Below are 15122 nucleotides of genomic sequence, written 5' to 3'. Positions count from 1 at the left end.
TTAAAGTATATAAGTAATTTGTAAACCTGTTTGAATAAAATGAATTTTGTGATTGGCATTAAATGCTACTTTATCTGAAAGAATATTACGTAAAGCAAAATTTCCATTTAGTTGTAATGTTGCAACCAATGATTTGCTTAGTTTTAGGCTATATCCGCTTCCTATACGCAAGTAGTAATTCCAGCTATTAAAAGTGGAGTAGCGGCCTTTAATTTCCTTTTCGTTAAGTAAGCTTTCATCTTCATCTAGGTATGAAGCATAGTGTTGTTTACTTCCTGTATAATACCCGGCAGCCCCGCCAGCTTGTAAAAAGAAGGAGGATGTATTGGTACTAAAGTGGTAACGTGCGTCTGAAAGTAAAAGTAAACTGTTCATTACTTCTTTAGCTTTAGTATGCATAGCTGCGTAGGAGCTATCTGGTTTTAAATAAAAACCGTTTGGTTGCTCATAGCTATAAGTGTTTTGCAAGTAGCTAATGCTTGAAATAAGTTTTAGCCTTTTTTTAATTTTGAAAGTAGCAACCGCACCTGCATAAAAACCTAGTTTAGGTTGTTGGTTTTTATCTGGCCCATTTTCGAGCGTAAAACCTGGTTTTACTTTGGTGTAGATACGACAAACTGTTGTTCCAGCATCTATACCAAAAGCAAATCGATTTGTTTTTTCTTCTTGTGCCATTAGATTAAATCCACAAGTAGCACACAATAAAACAATTACATTGATTTTGAAAAACGGTTGTTTAATCATTTGTTTGATTTTGATGTTGCGAAGTACGTTTATAGCAAGACAACTAAAAAACAAATAACTATTTTAAAGTCAGTTCTCTTAATGTATCATAATTTTTTATAGTTTTGATAAACAGTTAATTACACAATAAATAAATAAATTCCTGATGGGTAATAAAACATCACTTTTTAATTTAGTAAAAAGTTTAACTCCTGCCGAAAAACGTTATTTCAAACTTTTTGCGGGTTTGCATGGGAAGAAAGAAAAGCTATACATCTTACTGTTTAATGCAATCGATAAACAGAAAGTGTATAATGAAAAAGCATTGCAAAATAAATTTTGTGATTCGAGGAATAGTTCAAATTTTTCGATGATTAAATCGTATCTCTATGCCCAGATAATTGCAGCACTTAAAGCATATAGTTCATATAAAGATTATGAATCCGAGCTAAATGATGAGTTGGAAACGTATAAAATTCTTCGTCAGAAAGGTTTATATAGCGATGCAGCTGAACTTTTGCAACATTGTAAGCAGTTCGCATACGCTAATGGTTTGTACATGCGACTTTATTATATTATTACGGAAGAAATAATTGTTATTTTATTTTCCAAAATAACGGTGTCCTATAATCCAACAATATCTCTTGCTCGCGAGCGACTTGAGATTTTGAAAATTATTGAAAATTACTCGTTAGCAGGAGATATATTGTACAATCAAAAATTATTTCTAAGAACCAAGAATTATGCTCGTACCCCCGATGAGAAAAAAATTTTAGATAAAAATATTCGGCCAATGATGAAGTGGCAAGAGAAACATATCCTTTCTCGAATTGCCTTAGGAATGTACAACCAAGCGATGAGTGATTATTATAATGCTATAGGCGATATTACAAAGGCGTTTTATTATATCCGCAAAGATCTTGTTGAGAAATTGGAGCAATATAATGTTTCTAAAGCCGAAAAAACGTATTACGTGGAAGTTGGTCATTATCTACAATTGTGCTTACGGAATAAACACTTTCCTGATTTTACAAAGTACTTAAATGAATATAAAAAATTGATTTCACCGAAAATGAGCCCCGTTGAATTATTGATTTACGAAACAGCTCTGCATGCAGAGATTTCTTATCACAATCTCAACGATAATCATGCTGAAGCACTAGCTGTATTTACTAAGGATAAAAGATTTTCCATTTTGCAAAAACGCATTTCTAAAAAGGGCTTAATTAATATTTTGTATGCAGTTGCAGTTGCTCATTTTGGTTTGGGTGATTTTCGTGCGGCACTGCGATATGTGAATCAAGTTATTGACTTGGCTGATGTAGAAGTAGAAGAACTTATTTTTGCTCGCATTTTAAGTATTATTATTTACTTTGAACGTGAAAATATTGAAGGGCTTGAATCTGCCTTGCGTTCTACATATCGCATATTACTCAGAAATAAACGTAATTATGAAACAGAAACCCTTTTATTAAAATTTATTCGGAAAGCAGGTAAATTAGATACAAAAAACGATGTTGCTAAATTGTTTTCACAATTACATTTGGATTTAAATAAATTGTTTTTGGAAACCCCAATGGAAAAAACTGTTGAATATTACTTTAATTTTAGAGGTTGGTTAGGTAGTAAGTTAGCATTAGTTTAAGGCTTTTCAATTTTCCGTGGGAACTACTGGTCCCGATGGCTATCGGGACGAACCGAGACAACTATTATAAATTCTAAAATATTTAAAAACAAAAAAGCCTTACATCTCTGTAAGGCTTTTCAATTTTCCGTGTGAACTACTGGTCCCGATGGCTATCGGGACGAACCGAGACAACTATTATAAATTCTAAAATATTTAAAAACAAAAAAGCCTCACATTTCTGTAAGGCTTTTCAATTTTCCGTGGGAACTACTGGTCCCGATGGCTATCGGGACGAACCGTGACATCTACTATAAATTCTAAAATATTTAAAAACAAAAAAGCCTCACATTTCTGTAAGGCTTTTCAATTTTCCGTGGGAACTACTGGTCCCGATGGCTATCGGGACGAACCGTGACAACTATTATAAATTCTAAAATATTTAAAAACAAAAAAGCCTCACATTTCTGTAAGGCTTTTCAATTTTCCGTGGGAACTACTGGTCCCGATGGCTATCGGGACGAACCGTGACAACTATTATAAATTCTAAAATATTTAAAAACAAAAAAGCCTCACATTTCTGTAAGGCTTTTCAATTTTCCGTGGGAACTACTGGGTTCGAACCAGTGACCCTCTGCTTGTAAGGCAGATGCTCTGAACCAGCTGAGCTAAGCTCCCGAAAATCCATTTATTTCTAAACGGGGTGCAAATATAAATACTTTTTATAAAGGACAAAAACTTTTACACTTTATTTTGAAAATAAATGCCATTGAATTCCTCCCTCTTAGGGTTTATTCTCCCTAAAATCAATACTTATAGCTCGTTTTTCCTTTTATATAAAATTGTATTTTTAACCTTCCGCAACCGATAATTCTACCACCCATTCGATTTTTCAGCTAAATTTACTGAGTGAAAAGGCTGGGCTTTATTCTTAACTATCTGATTTACAGGTTTAAATCTGTAAACGAACACGGTGTACATTCTCCTTTTGTATTCGAATTGCTCCTCAGCACCATCTATAACAAGAAAAAATTCTATGCCTACCTTCCAATCGAAAAGTTGAGAGGAAGCCTCTCTCTGTCGCGTCAAGAAATTACCTGCATCGACTTAGGTGCCGGCTCTGCCGTAAATAACAATACAACCAAATCGGTGTCAACCATTTTGCATGCTGCTGCTAAATCGCCCAAATACAGTCAACTTTTATTCCGCCTCATCAATCAGTTTCAGCCGGAAACAATTCTTGAATTGGGCACATCTTTGGGAATAAGCACAGCGTACATGGCTTCGGCAAATTCAAAATCGCAGCTTATTACCATCGAAGGTTGCAAAGAGGTGGCTACCGTTGCCAAGAAAAATTTTAAGGAACTCGAACTGAAAAATATCGAACAAGTGGTTGGAAATTTTGATGATGTTTTACCCGATGTCTTGAAAAATATCCCTCAACTCGATTTTGTCTTTTTTGATGGAAACCATCGCAAACAGCCTACCCTCAATTATTTTAAGCAATGTTTGGAAAAGGCCAATGAGCAGTCGGTATTCGTTTTTGACGACATCAATTGGTCAGATGAAATGAAAGAAGCTTGGCAAGAAATCAAAAATCATGAAAGAGTATCTGTCACCATCGATTTGTTTTTTATGGGAATTGTTTTCTTCCGGAAAGAACAAGTGAAGGAACATTTTGTTATCACCTTTTAATCCCGATAGCGATCGTGACAAATCATCTATGAAAAAACGAATGTGTGATGTTTAATTAGTAAATTTGTATCACACATTGGATTATTTGTAATTCGTACATTTCGTATTAAATTCGTAATTCGTTGGAATAGCGTTTTCAATTATTAACTATGACGTCCATAATCAAACTTTCAAACATTGCCAAAGCCTATAAAATTGGCACAGAAGAAATTCATGCCTTGCGTTCGGTATCGTTGGAAATTTTCAAAAACGAGTACGTTGCATTGATGGGGCCTTCCGGAAGTGGGAAATCTACCTTGATGAATATTTTAGGTTGTTTGGATAGTCCTTCCAGTGGTGAATACATTTTAAATAATCTTGCGGTTGCAAAAATGTTGGACAATGATTTGGCAGAAGTACGCAACAAAGAAATTGGTTTTGTATTTCAATCGTTTAATTTATTGCCACGTTCAACTGCATTGGACAATGTGATTCTTCCCTTGATTTATGCAGGTTACAGCAAAGCCGATCGAATCAAACGCGGAAAAGAAGTGTTGGAACAAGTAGGGTTGGGTGATCGGATTATGCACAAACCAAATGAACTTTCTGGTGGACAACGTCAGCGTGTTGCCATTGCCAGAGCATTGGTTAATAATCCTGCAATCATATTGGCGGATGAGCCAACTGGAAATTTGGATTCGAAAACATCGGTCGAAATTATGGGACTGTTTGAAGAGATTCATAAAAACGGAAACACCATTATTTTAGTAACACACGAAGAAGATATTGCACAACATGCGCATCGCATTGTTCGTTTAAAAGATGGAGTAGTGGAGCGCGATTATAAAAATGAAAACATTACGATTGTAAGTAATCGAATTACTGCCTAACATGACATTCAAGATCTATACAAAAACCGGTGATAAAGGTCAAACTTCGTTGATTGGTGGAACACGTGTTCCGAAACATCATCTTCGTATCGAATCGTATGGAACGGTGGATGAATTAAATTCCTACATCGGATTAATTCGCGACCAACAAATTGATGAACATTCGAAACTTATTTTAATCGAAATTCAAGATCGATTATTTACCATTGGCGCATCCCTTGCTTCTGATCCTGAAAAATCAAAAATGAAAATTCCTGATTTAAAAGAATCAGATATCGAATTACTCGAAAAGGAAATGGATGAAATGGATAAATCCTTGCCCGAAATGAAATCGTTTGTTTTGCCGGGCGGACATACCACTGTTTCTTATTGCCACCTTGCACGCTGTGTTTGTCGTAGAGCCGAACGAATCACCATCCACCTTTCAGAAGATGATTTTGTTTCAGAATTGGTTATCAAATACCTGAACCGGTTAAGCGACTATTTATTTGTGTTGTCGCGAAAACTATCACACGATCTGAATGCTAAGGAAATTCCTTGGAAACCGAGAATGTAAGTGTTTCTCATGCTTTAATGAAGGCTTCGACTCCGCTCAGCCTGACGTTTAGACGAACATCTGAGTTTATTTAGAGCGTCAGTCTGAGCGGAGTCGAAGACTACATAAATGGGATTCCAAGAGATAATCGTAAAACCTGTACTCCCGCTGTAACCCTTTATTAACAGCTGTTTATTAAAAAAGACAGTTTCTGCCTTTGATTAGTGGAATTAATTTTTACTTTTGCAGAAATATAGACTGGTAATAAAAAAAGTATAAAAATTTATTTCAGAATGTAACAACTAAAAAGTTTTTGCGTTCTACCTTTAAAACGAACAAAATGTACTGGACACTCGAATTAGCAAAAAACCTGGAAGATGCGCCTTGGCCGGCATCTAAAGATGAATTAATTGACTTTGCAATCCGCTCCGGAGCACCCATGGAAGTGATTGAAAATCTTCAAGAAATTGAAGACGAAGGAGAGATTTATGAATCCATCGAAGAAATTTGGCCGGATTATCCTACAAAAGAAGATTTCTTCTTCAACGAAGATGAATATTAGTCATTCACATGAATACCCTTAAAACCCTTTGGTAACAACCAAAGGGTTTTTTATTTTCCCGCTCTGCTGTTAATTTGTCAGGTTTTGATAAACGGAACAGCTTTTGACTATTCCCTCCCGATGTTTAAATTCCCTTTTTTGACCTTTTGCCCTTTGTTCACAAGGCATTCAGCGGAACAAGAATTTTCGAGAAATAAAGCCAAAATTTAGCTATTTTTACATCCCGATAAATTCGGGAAGCACACTATTTAAAACGATTACGATATGTTAGATATTTTTACAAAAAGCATTTCTAAATTTTTCGGAACCAAATCCGATAGAGATTTAAAAGAAATACAACCCATTGTTGACAAGATATTAGTTGAATACGCAAAATTGGGTACGCTTACCAACGACCAATTGCGCGGTAAAACCATCGAATTCAAAAAACGCATTGCCGACCATTCTGCAAAAGAAAACGGACAAATTGCTGATATCCGCAAAAAAATCGAGGATAACCCCGAGTTGGAAGTAGAAGAGAAAGAAAAATTATACGAGGAGATTGATGAACTCGAAAAAACAATCGTAAAAAATAACAAAGATATTTTAGATGAAATTCTTCCGGAAGCGTTTGCTGTTGTGAAAGAAACAGCAAAACGACTCAAGGAAAATCCAACACTGGAAGTAACCGCTACAGATATGGATCGCAACTTTGCTGCGAAACGTGACTCGGTTGTTATCAAAGGTGATAAAGCATTTTGGTCCAACACCTGGAAAGCGGCTGGAAATGATGTGACCTGGGACATGGTGCATTACGATGTACAGCTGATTGGTGGTATTGTTTTGCATCAAGGAAAAATTTCAGAGATGGGAACAGGGGAAGGTAAAACGTTGGTGGGTACACTTCCTGTTTATCTGAACGCACTTACCGGTTTAGGTGTTCACGTGGTAACCGTAAACAACTACCTCGCAAAACGAGATTCTGAATGGAATGGTCCGCTTTTCGAATTCCACGGATTAACAGTGGACTGTATCGATAAACACGAACCGAATTCCCCTGAACGCAGACAAGCCTATTTAGCAGATATTACTTTCGGAACCAACAACGAATTTGGTTTTGATTATTTACGTGATAACATGTCGCGTGTGCCGGAAGACTTGGTACAACGTAAACACAATTACGCCATCGTGGATGAGGTGGATAGTGTATTGATTGATGATGCGCGTACTCCTTTAATTATTTCCGGACCAACACCAAAAGGCGATAACCAGGAATTTGCTCCGCTGAAACCACGTATCGAAAAAATTGTTAACGCTCAAAAAACATACGTAAACACGGCACTTACCGATGCTAAAAAATTATTGTCGGAAGGAAAAGAAAAAGAAGGTGGCGTTGCCTTGCTACGCGCCTACAGAGGTTTGCCGAAAAACAAAGCTTTGATTAAATTTTTGTCGGAGCCCGGCATCAGACAACAATTACAAAAAACAGAAAATTTTTATTTACAAGATCAATCCCGCGATATGCACAAAGTGGATGCGGAATTGTTTTTTGTGATTGACGAAAAAAATAACTCCATCGAATTAACTGAAAAAGGATTGGAATTGATTTCTACTTCTTCAGAAGATGCAAAATTCTTTGTATTGCCCGATGTAGGAAGTGAAATTGCTGCGTTAGAAAAATCATCTGCTTCGTTGGAAGAAAAAGCACAACGTAAAGAAGAATTAATCCGCGACTATTCCATTAAATCGGAACGTGTACACACCATCAACCAATTGTTAAAAGCATATACCCTTTTCGAAATTGATGTGGAGTATGTGATCATGGATGGTAAAATTAAAATCGTAGATGAACAAACCGGTCGTATTATGGAAGGCCGTAGATATTCTGACGGTTTGCACCAAGCGATTGAAGCAAAAGAAAATGTAAAAGTAGAAGCTGCAACTCAAACCTATGCAACGGTGACGTTACAAAACTATTTCCGTATGTACTCTAAATTGTCAGGTATGACGGGTACTGCAGAAACAGAAGCAGGTGAGTTTTGGGATATTTATAAATTGGATGTGGTTGCAATTCCAACAAACAGACCGATTGCACGTAAAGATCACGAAGATTTAGTTTTTAAAACGAAACGTGAAAAATACAATGCCGTAATCGAAGAAGTTGGAAAATGTGTAGAACAAGGCCGACCGGTATTGGTGGGAACAACCTCTGTTGAGATTTCTGAATTGTTAAGCCGTATGTTGAAATTGCGTGGCATCAAACACAATGTGTTAAATGCGAAAATGCACCAACGTGAAGCGGAAATTGTTCAGGAAGCCGGACAAGCAGGAACGGTTACCATTGCAACCAACATGGCGGGTCGTGGTACAGATATTAAATTAGGTGTAGGAGTAAAAGAAGCAGGTGGTTTGGCAATCATTGGTACCGAGCGTCATGAATCCAGACGTGTAGATCGTCAGTTGCGTGGTCGTGCCGGTCGTCAAGGGGATCCCGGATCATCACAATTTTTTGCTTCTTTGGAAGATGACTTGATGCGTTTGTTCGGTTCCGAACGAATTGCAAAATTGATGGATAGAATGGGAATCAAAGAAGGGGAAGTGATTCAACATTCCATGATTACCAAATCCATTGAACGTGCACAAAAGAAAGTAGAAGAAAATAACTTCGGTACACGTAAACGTTTAATTGAATATGACGATGTGATGAACTCACAACGTGAAGTAATTTACAAAAAACGTAGACATGCCTTGTTTGGCGAACGTTTGGCAATTGATATCGCCAACTCCATTTACGATACCTGCGAATCGATTGTTGGTGAATACCACGAAGTAAAAGATTTTGACGGATTCAATGTAGAGGTGTTGCGTGTATTATCGATTGAATCACCGGTGGATGAAGTTGGATTTGCAGAATTAAAAACACCACAATTGGTTGAAGCATTGTACGAAAAAGCGGAAGCACATTACAATGCAAAAAATGCGCACATCAAAACAAAATCGTTCCCGGTTATCAAAGATGTTTTTGAAAACCAAGCAGCAACTTACGAAAACATTGTTACTCCATTGAGTGATGGAATAAAAACATTGCAAGTGGTGGTGAACTTAAAACGTGCCTATGAAACAAAAGGTGGCGAATTGGTTTTAGGTTTGGAAAAAGGAACAGCCTTGTCGATGATTGACGATTCATGGAAAGAGCATTTACGCGAAATGGATGAATTAAAACAGTCGGTGCAAAATGCGGTATACGAACAAAAAGATCCATTATTGATTTACAAGTTTGAATCGTTCCAATTGTTTAAGCAAATGGTAACGGATGTAAACAAAGAGATTGTTTCGTTCTTGATGCGTGCGAATTTACCGAACGAAGTTCAGAACAGTGTTCAGCAATCACGTGTGCAAGCACCGCAACGTCAGCAACAAACACAAACTACCCGAACAGAAGTAGGAACAAGTAACAACAATCAAGAGGAAGAACAACCGAAAGTGAAATCACAACCGGTACGTGTCGAACAAAAGATTGGAAGAAATGACCCTTGTCCTTGTGGTAGTGGTAAAAAATATAAAGCTTGTCACGGACAATAAATATTTTATAGATAATAAAATGCCTCATCGCTTAATAGTGATGAGGCATTTTTGTTTTATATTCCATAATAGCTTTGATTCTCAGCGCCTTTACACTAACTTTGTGTAAAGGCGTTTATTTTAAATGATTTTCAAACTGAAAATATTGTTTTTCTTTTTAGTAATTTTTGTAACTAAAAATTATGCGCAAAACCTTGTACCTGTGCCTCAATTTGAAAAAACGGATACGGTTATTTGTGCCCCCCCCCCTACTATTACAGGTATTATAATTGATGTTCCACCTTGGTTTGAGTATTATTCAGCGGATTATTATAATGTCTGTGACACTTCAAATTATTGGGGAGTTCCTCAAAATATAATTGGTTATCAAGAGGCTCATTCAGCTAGAGGATATATTGGTCTGTATGCATATTATCAAACGGTATTCTCAAGAGAGTATATTGAAGTACAATTGGCAAGTCCTCTTGTTTCTGCACAAACATATTATGTTCAATTTTTTGTAAGCCTAGGTGATACAATGCAATATGCAATTGAAAATATTGGAGCTTTATTTACGGATACACTGTTTGATCCATATCCTTCTAGTGTTTGGACTCCTGGAATTCCTCAAGTAGAAAACGCAGCTGGAAATATGTTAAATGATAAAAATAATTGGGTCGCGGTGAATGGTGCTTTTGTTGCTAATGGGGGTGAACAATATATTACAATCGGAAATTTTAGAGATGATGCAAGTACAGTAAAACAATATTTTGGTGGAACTACGATAAATACGTTAGGTGCCTATTACTACATTGATGATGTTTATGTAGGAACAACTCCGCCACCTGTTAGTGTTCATGAAAATGAACAGGACATACACAACATAAAACTATATCCAAATCCGAATAATGGTGTCATGACACTTGAATGCAATTTACTTGATACGGAAAATGGAAAATTAACAATATACGATATTACCGGAAAGTTGATTCGCACATATACTTTAGCTAATGGTACAAAAAAAGTAACTGTCGATGCACAATCGCTCGAGGCAGGAATCTACTTGTATGATATTATTGTTAATGGTAAGAAGATTAGAACCAATAAATTGACGATTATAAAATAGTTTTTAAACTGCTTTGAATACCAGCGCCTTTACACTAACTTTGTGTGAGGGCGTTTTAGTTTCATGAAAAAACATATCTACATACTATTTTTTTTGCTCTTTACATTTAATATAGTAAAGGCTCAAAATTTTATCCAAAACCCAAGTTTTGAAATGCATTATGATTGTCTTTTGGATGTTTATTATATGGACAATGTTTCAGATTGGTATTCTTTCGAATCTGCTGATTATTTTAATGAATGTATTATTCCTGATTCAATTTCTGTTAGTGTTTATGATGTGCCTAAAAATGATTTTGGTTATCAATATGCAAAAACAGGAAATGCATATGCAGGTATTAGTCCGTTCTCATTTTATAATTATCGAGAATTTATTTTTGCTCAGTTAACAAATACCTTAGAGGAGGATAGAAATTATTGTGTCCGTTTGAGTGTATCCTTATCTGATAGTTCTACATGGGCTGTAAATAAAATAGGAGCATATTTTTCTAAGGACACTTTATCTCCTCATCCTTTTGTTTCAATTCCAACTCCTCCTTTCAATGTGTTTACATATTATATTCCGCAAGTAGAATCAGATGTTATGATGGCCGACACATCTGGTTGGGTGTTAATTAGTGGAGTATTTAAAGCGCAAGGAGATGAAAACCATATTACGATTGGAAATTTTAGAGATGATAATTTTACTGATACTTTTAGAATTCAGAACAAATTTAATAATGATTATTATTCTTACTATTATATTGATGATATAAGTGTATACGAAGAACCACAATATTCTTTAGGTGCGGATATAATATTGGGTGTCGGAGATTCAACTCAACTTGGATTGATTGGTCGGCCGGATATCACTTATAGTTGGTCCCCCGTTGCTGGTTTGAGTAATCCGAATGTCTTAAATCCAATTGCCTCACCCATCGCAACAACTACCTATACCTTAACCGTAATTGATACCAATCAATTAGCATGTACCAATTTCTTTGCTGATACAATTACTGTTTTTGTAAAAGACTTCAATTCTGATGATATTTTACTTTATCCAAATCCTAGTAATGGAAATTTTATACTCGAATACTTTTTGAAAGAAAATGAAGTGGGACAATTAAATGTGTATGATTTATTAGGTAAATTAATTAAAAGAAATGAATTGCAAAGTTTAACAAAGAATCATTCAATTGAATTAATCAATCTTTCTTCAGGAGTCTATTTGTATGAAATAGTGGTAAATGACAAACTCGTAAAAACACAAAAACTTACCATTATTAAATAGCAAAGCCTTTCAAGAGACAAAACAAATTCTTTCTGTTATAAACACTCCATTCTTAATAATTTGTGATGGGCGGTAAATCAAAACCAAGTCAATTGGTTTATTTTTGATTGAACCAAAACTCAAACTCATGGATATAAAAATTAATTTTTTGTATGTTTTTTTAGCAGCACTTGTCCCGATGATACTCGGCTTTATTTGGTATAATCCGAAAGTATTAGGAAAAGTATGGATGGAAGCTGCTGGTATTACTGAAGACAAAACGAAGGGCGGCAACATGGCTGTCATCTTCGGAGTGTCATTAGTACTTAGTTTTTTATTGGCAATGTCGCTTATGCCAATCACCATTCACCAAATGGGCGTATTCTCAACCCTTGCAACTCCGGATACCATGGCTGATCCTATCAACTCGGAAGGAGCAAAATATTTCAAAGACTTTATGATGAAGCATGGAAGTAATTTCCGCACCTTCAAACATGGAATGTTTCATGGAATTTTGGCGGGATTATTCCTTGTTTTGCCGGTAATGGGAACCAATGCACTTTTTGAACGAAAAGGATTTAAATACATCGCGGTAAATTGCGGCTACTGGATACTATGTCTTGGTATTATGGGTGGTGTTATTTGTCAGTGGGGACTTAGTTATTAAGTGACTAGGTAACTAAGTGACTAGGTGACTAGGGAATTTTACGAAGCGTCATTGCGAGTTCTGCGCTGTAGCAGAAACTGGAAGCAATCTTTCATAATTGGGACTATTCTCCTCGCTCCCGATAGCTATCGGGAGACGTTCTAATCAAGAATACGATTAGATAAAAAAAGTCCCTGCTCGATTGGAGCAGGGACTTTTTTTATGCTATTAACTACCTAGTCACTTAGTTACCTAGTCACCTAGTCACCTAGTTACCTAGTCACTTAGTCACCTATTTCGCAGAAGCAACAACGTTGATGTTTAATTCAAACTCATCGTTGATAGCTTTGTCGCCAATTCCTTCGAAGAAACTTGCTGAACCATATTTAATATCATATTTGGTACGGTTTACCATAATTTTAGCAACAGTAACAAATGTTTTAGCATCCATTTTAATCATCGCAGGGAAAGTAATTTCGTTTGTAATTCCTTTGATGGTTAATTTACCGGTAACAGTATAATCATTACCTGATTTTAAGGTTGCTTTTGTCAATTCAAATTTAGCAGTTGGATTTTTTTCAATGCTGAAAAAATCATCTGACTTCAAATGCCCGATTAATTTACCGTTGTATTCTTTGTCTGTTAAATCAGTACAAGTAATGCTGGTCATGTCAATTTCAAATGTACCACCAGTGATGTTTTTTCCGTCAGAAACAATGTTTCCTTTAGAGATGGCAACACCACCTTCGTGTTGTCCGGTTACTTTTTTAGCCAACCAAGTAGCAGTACTTGCTTTGGTGTCAATTGAATAATTTACGCTGGATGCTTTTGGAGTTGTAAAAGCAAATGCTCCGATTGCAGCTGCTGCAATTAAGCCAAATGTCATTTTTCTAATCATTGTTTTTTAGGGTTTTTTAAGTTTAACACTGCAAATATATAAAATTATATGTATATACATATAATGTTTAAACATTTTTAACAAAAAAAGGTTTAAAGCTGCCCGTATAAAACATAAATGATGCCCAAAAGTTTAGGGGAAGGGGGAATTGAATCTCATAATGAGGAAGATTTCTCGGCTCTGTCTGTCTGCCAACAGTCAGAGCCGAAATAAGCTTCAATATATTCAGTTCGAGCCGAATAGCTCTCAATAGCCGAAGGGATTATTTCTTAAACTCGATCGAAACAGAGTTAATGCAATACCTTAATCCGGTAGGAGCAGGACCATCGTCAAAAACATGTCCTAAGTGCCCACCACATTTTGCGCAGGTAATCTCCGTGCGAATCATGCCATGGGATTTATCTTTTGTATATACCACCTTGGTTGAATCCACCACATCCGAGAAACTTGGCCATCCACAACCGGCATCAAACTTTGTATCGGAGGTAAATAACTCAGAATTGCATCCCGCACATACATACATGCCTTTTTCGGTATGTAAATAATATTTACCTGAAAAAGGCATTTCAGTTCCTTTTTCCCGTAATACATTGTATTGCTATGCACTCAATGTTTTTTTCCATTCTTCTTCTGTTTTCACAACTTTATTTGAATCGCTCATGGTACTTTTTGGTTTAGGGTTGGTTTGTCCGGTTCCATTACAAGCTATTAAGCTAAATGCAAGGAAAATCAAGGCTGCGTTTTTCATAGTTCTTATTTTGATAAGATATACGTATAACACGTACTGCCGGATTTTGTTTTTAAATACACCTTCAAAACTACGAATCTTTTAATCCGTAAATAGTATTGGAATCCTTCTAATTATTTTTTATCTTTGGTTAAACTAAACAAAAATTAACATGAAGAAAATCTACTTACTACTATCAATATGTACTTCTGCACTGGTTGCCAATGCACAAGTATTCTGGACCGAAGATTTCGGAACCGGATGTAATCAAGGTCAATTAGCGAGTGCTTTTACGGGCGCAAATGGTGCTTGGACAGTTTCCTCGACTGGAACAAATGATGCAAATGCAAATGCCTTTTTTATTGGAGCACAAGAAGCCGGAAATCCTGTTGGAAGTTGCGGAACCGGTTGTGCCGGAACAGTGGATGCAACTTTACATGTTGGAAATTCAGCATTAACAACACCGATTGCTTTGCCTGCTGATAATGGCGCTTCTTATAATACTGGTGGATTGTGCGGACCTCCTTTCAATATTTGTGTAACAACAAACAAAAGAGCGGAATCACCGGTTATTAATTGCACAGGTTATTCAGGTATCTCCATCACATTTGCATATATTGAAAATGGAGCAACCACTATAGATGATGCTAGTCTATGGTATTCACCAGATGGTGGAACTACTTGGACACTTTTAATCAATATGGTAAAAACTGCTTTTGGAACATGTTCACCTCAAGGAATGTGGACTGCCTATTCATTTGCACTGCCAGCTAGTGCAAACAATAATGCAAATGTGAAAATTGGTTTTAACTGGACAAACAATGATGATGGTGCAGGAACCGATCCTTCGTTTGCTGTTGATGATATTGTTTTGACAGCAACATCTGTTGGAATTGCAGATGCATCTGCTAGTTCTTTGGAAGTATTTG

At 36.2% G+C, this 15122-nt stretch carries 12 protein-coding genes, 1 tRNA gene and 1 pseudogene; 10 read left to right on the top strand and 4 right to left on the bottom strand.

What is annotated here, in order from left to right:
- Nucleotides 1–675, bottom strand: coding sequence for a PorT family protein (locus IPP64_14825; protein MBL0330643.1), 675 nt, complete (start codon nucleotides 673–675; stop codon nucleotides 1–3).
- 214 nt (nucleotides 676–889) lie between these two features.
- On the opposite strand from IPP64_14825, the gene IPP64_14820 reads away from it, so the two are divergent.
- Nucleotides 890–2368, top strand: coding sequence for a hypothetical protein (locus IPP64_14820; protein ID MBL0330642.1), 1479 nt, complete (start codon nucleotides 890–892; stop codon nucleotides 2366–2368).
- Nucleotides 2369–2950: 582 nt separating this feature from the next.
- On the opposite strand, the gene IPP64_14815 is transcribed toward IPP64_14820, so the two are convergent.
- Nucleotides 2951–3025: transfer RNA gene (locus IPP64_14815), tRNA-Val, on the bottom strand.
- A 231-nt stretch (nucleotides 3026–3256) separates the two neighbouring features.
- Here IPP64_14815 and IPP64_14810 point away from each other — a divergent pair.
- From IPP64_14810 to IPP64_14775, 8 genes are all read left to right on the top strand, one after another.
- Nucleotides 3257–4042 (top strand): class I SAM-dependent methyltransferase, encoded by a 786-nt coding sequence (locus IPP64_14810; GenBank protein ID MBL0330641.1) that lies wholly within the window; start codon nucleotides 3257–3259, stop codon nucleotides 4040–4042.
- A 158-nt stretch (nucleotides 4043–4200) separates the two neighbouring features.
- Nucleotides 4201–4911 (top strand): ABC transporter ATP-binding protein, encoded by a 711-nt coding sequence (locus IPP64_14805; GenBank protein ID MBL0330640.1) that lies wholly within the window; start codon nucleotides 4201–4203, stop codon nucleotides 4909–4911.
- 1 nt (nucleotide 4912) lies between these two features.
- Nucleotides 4913–5467 carry a cob(I)yrinic acid a,c-diamide adenosyltransferase gene (locus tag IPP64_14800; GenBank protein MBL0330639.1) on the top strand — a complete coding sequence of 185 codons (555 nt, stop codon included), beginning with the start codon at nucleotides 4913–4915 and terminating at the stop codon, nucleotides 5465–5467.
- Between the two features lie 319 nt (nucleotides 5468–5786).
- The gene (locus tag IPP64_14795) at nucleotides 5787–6008 is read left to right on the top strand and encodes a DUF2795 domain-containing protein (protein ID MBL0330638.1); all 222 of its coding nucleotides are present in this window, start codon (nucleotides 5787–5789) and stop codon (nucleotides 6006–6008) included.
- 264 nt (nucleotides 6009–6272) lie between these two features.
- Entirely contained in the window at nucleotides 6273–9569 is a 3297-nt protein-coding gene (gene secA / locus IPP64_14790) for a preprotein translocase subunit SecA (protein MBL0330637.1), read from the top strand.
- 124 nt (nucleotides 9570–9693) lie between these two features.
- The gene (locus IPP64_14785; protein MBL0330636.1) at nucleotides 9694–10674 is read left to right on the top strand and encodes a T9SS type A sorting domain-containing protein; all 981 of its coding nucleotides are present in this window, start codon (nucleotides 9694–9696) and stop codon (nucleotides 10672–10674) included.
- A gap of 153 nt (nucleotides 10675–10827) precedes the next feature.
- A complete protein-coding gene (locus IPP64_14780) occupies nucleotides 10828–11943 on the top strand; it encodes a T9SS type A sorting domain-containing protein (protein MBL0330635.1) in 1116 nt (371 codons plus the stop codon).
- 133 nt (nucleotides 11944–12076) lie between these two features.
- Nucleotides 12077–12589 (top strand): DUF1761 domain-containing protein, encoded by a 513-nt coding sequence (locus tag IPP64_14775; protein ID MBL0330634.1) that lies wholly within the window; start codon nucleotides 12077–12079, stop codon nucleotides 12587–12589.
- A 271-nt stretch (nucleotides 12590–12860) separates the two neighbouring features.
- Here IPP64_14775 and IPP64_14770 read toward each other — a convergent pair whose 3' ends face one another.
- Together IPP64_14770 and msrB are read right to left on the bottom strand one after the other, a co-directional pair.
- The gene (locus IPP64_14770; protein MBL0330633.1) at nucleotides 12861–13466 is read right to left on the bottom strand and encodes a YceI family protein; all 606 of its coding nucleotides are present in this window, start codon (nucleotides 13464–13466) and stop codon (nucleotides 12861–12863) included.
- 262 nt (nucleotides 13467–13728) lie between these two features.
- Nucleotides 13729–14127: pseudogene (gene msrB, locus IPP64_14765) on the bottom strand (peptide-methionine (R)-S-oxide reductase MsrB).
- Between the two features lie 238 nt (nucleotides 14128–14365).
- On the opposite strand from msrB, the gene IPP64_14760 reads away from it, so the two are divergent.
- The coding region (locus tag IPP64_14760; GenBank protein MBL0330632.1) for a hypothetical protein at nucleotides 14366–15122 on the top strand (757 nt) is incomplete at its 3' end.

The sequence above is a fragment of the Bacteroidota bacterium genome (genome assembly GCA_016722565.1).
GTDB lineage: Bacteria > Bacteroidota > Bacteroidia > 2-12-FULL-35-15 > 2-12-FULL-35-15 > 2-12-FULL-35-15.
This window is presented reverse-complemented; position numbering and strand designations above follow the sequence as displayed.

Bases quoted from the DNA above. Each gene is read 5' to 3' on its own strand.
- IPP64_14825 (MBL0330643.1), bottom strand. From the start codon at position 675: ATGGCACAAGAAGAAAAAACAAATCGATTTGCTTTTGGTATAGATGCT.
- IPP64_14820 (MBL0330642.1), top strand. From the start codon at position 890: ATGGGTAATAAAACATCACTTTTTAATTTAGTAAAAAGTTTAACTCCT.
- IPP64_14800 (MBL0330639.1), top strand. From the start codon at position 4,913: ATGACATTCAAGATCTATACAAAAACCGGTGATAAAGGTCAAACTTCG.
- IPP64_14795 (MBL0330638.1), top strand. From the start codon at position 5,787: ATGTACTGGACACTCGAATTAGCAAAAAACCTGGAAGATGCGCCTTGG.
- secA (MBL0330637.1), top strand. From the start codon at position 6,273: ATGTTAGATATTTTTACAAAAAGCATTTCTAAATTTTTCGGAACCAAA.
- IPP64_14785 (MBL0330636.1), top strand. From the start codon at position 9,694: ATGATTTTCAAACTGAAAATATTGTTTTTCTTTTTAGTAATTTTTGTA.
- IPP64_14780 (MBL0330635.1), top strand. From the start codon at position 10,828: ATGCATTATGATTGTCTTTTGGATGTTTATTATATGGACAATGTTTCA.
- IPP64_14770 (MBL0330633.1), bottom strand. From the start codon at position 13,466: ATGATTAGAAAAATGACATTTGGCTTAATTGCAGCAGCTGCAATCGGA.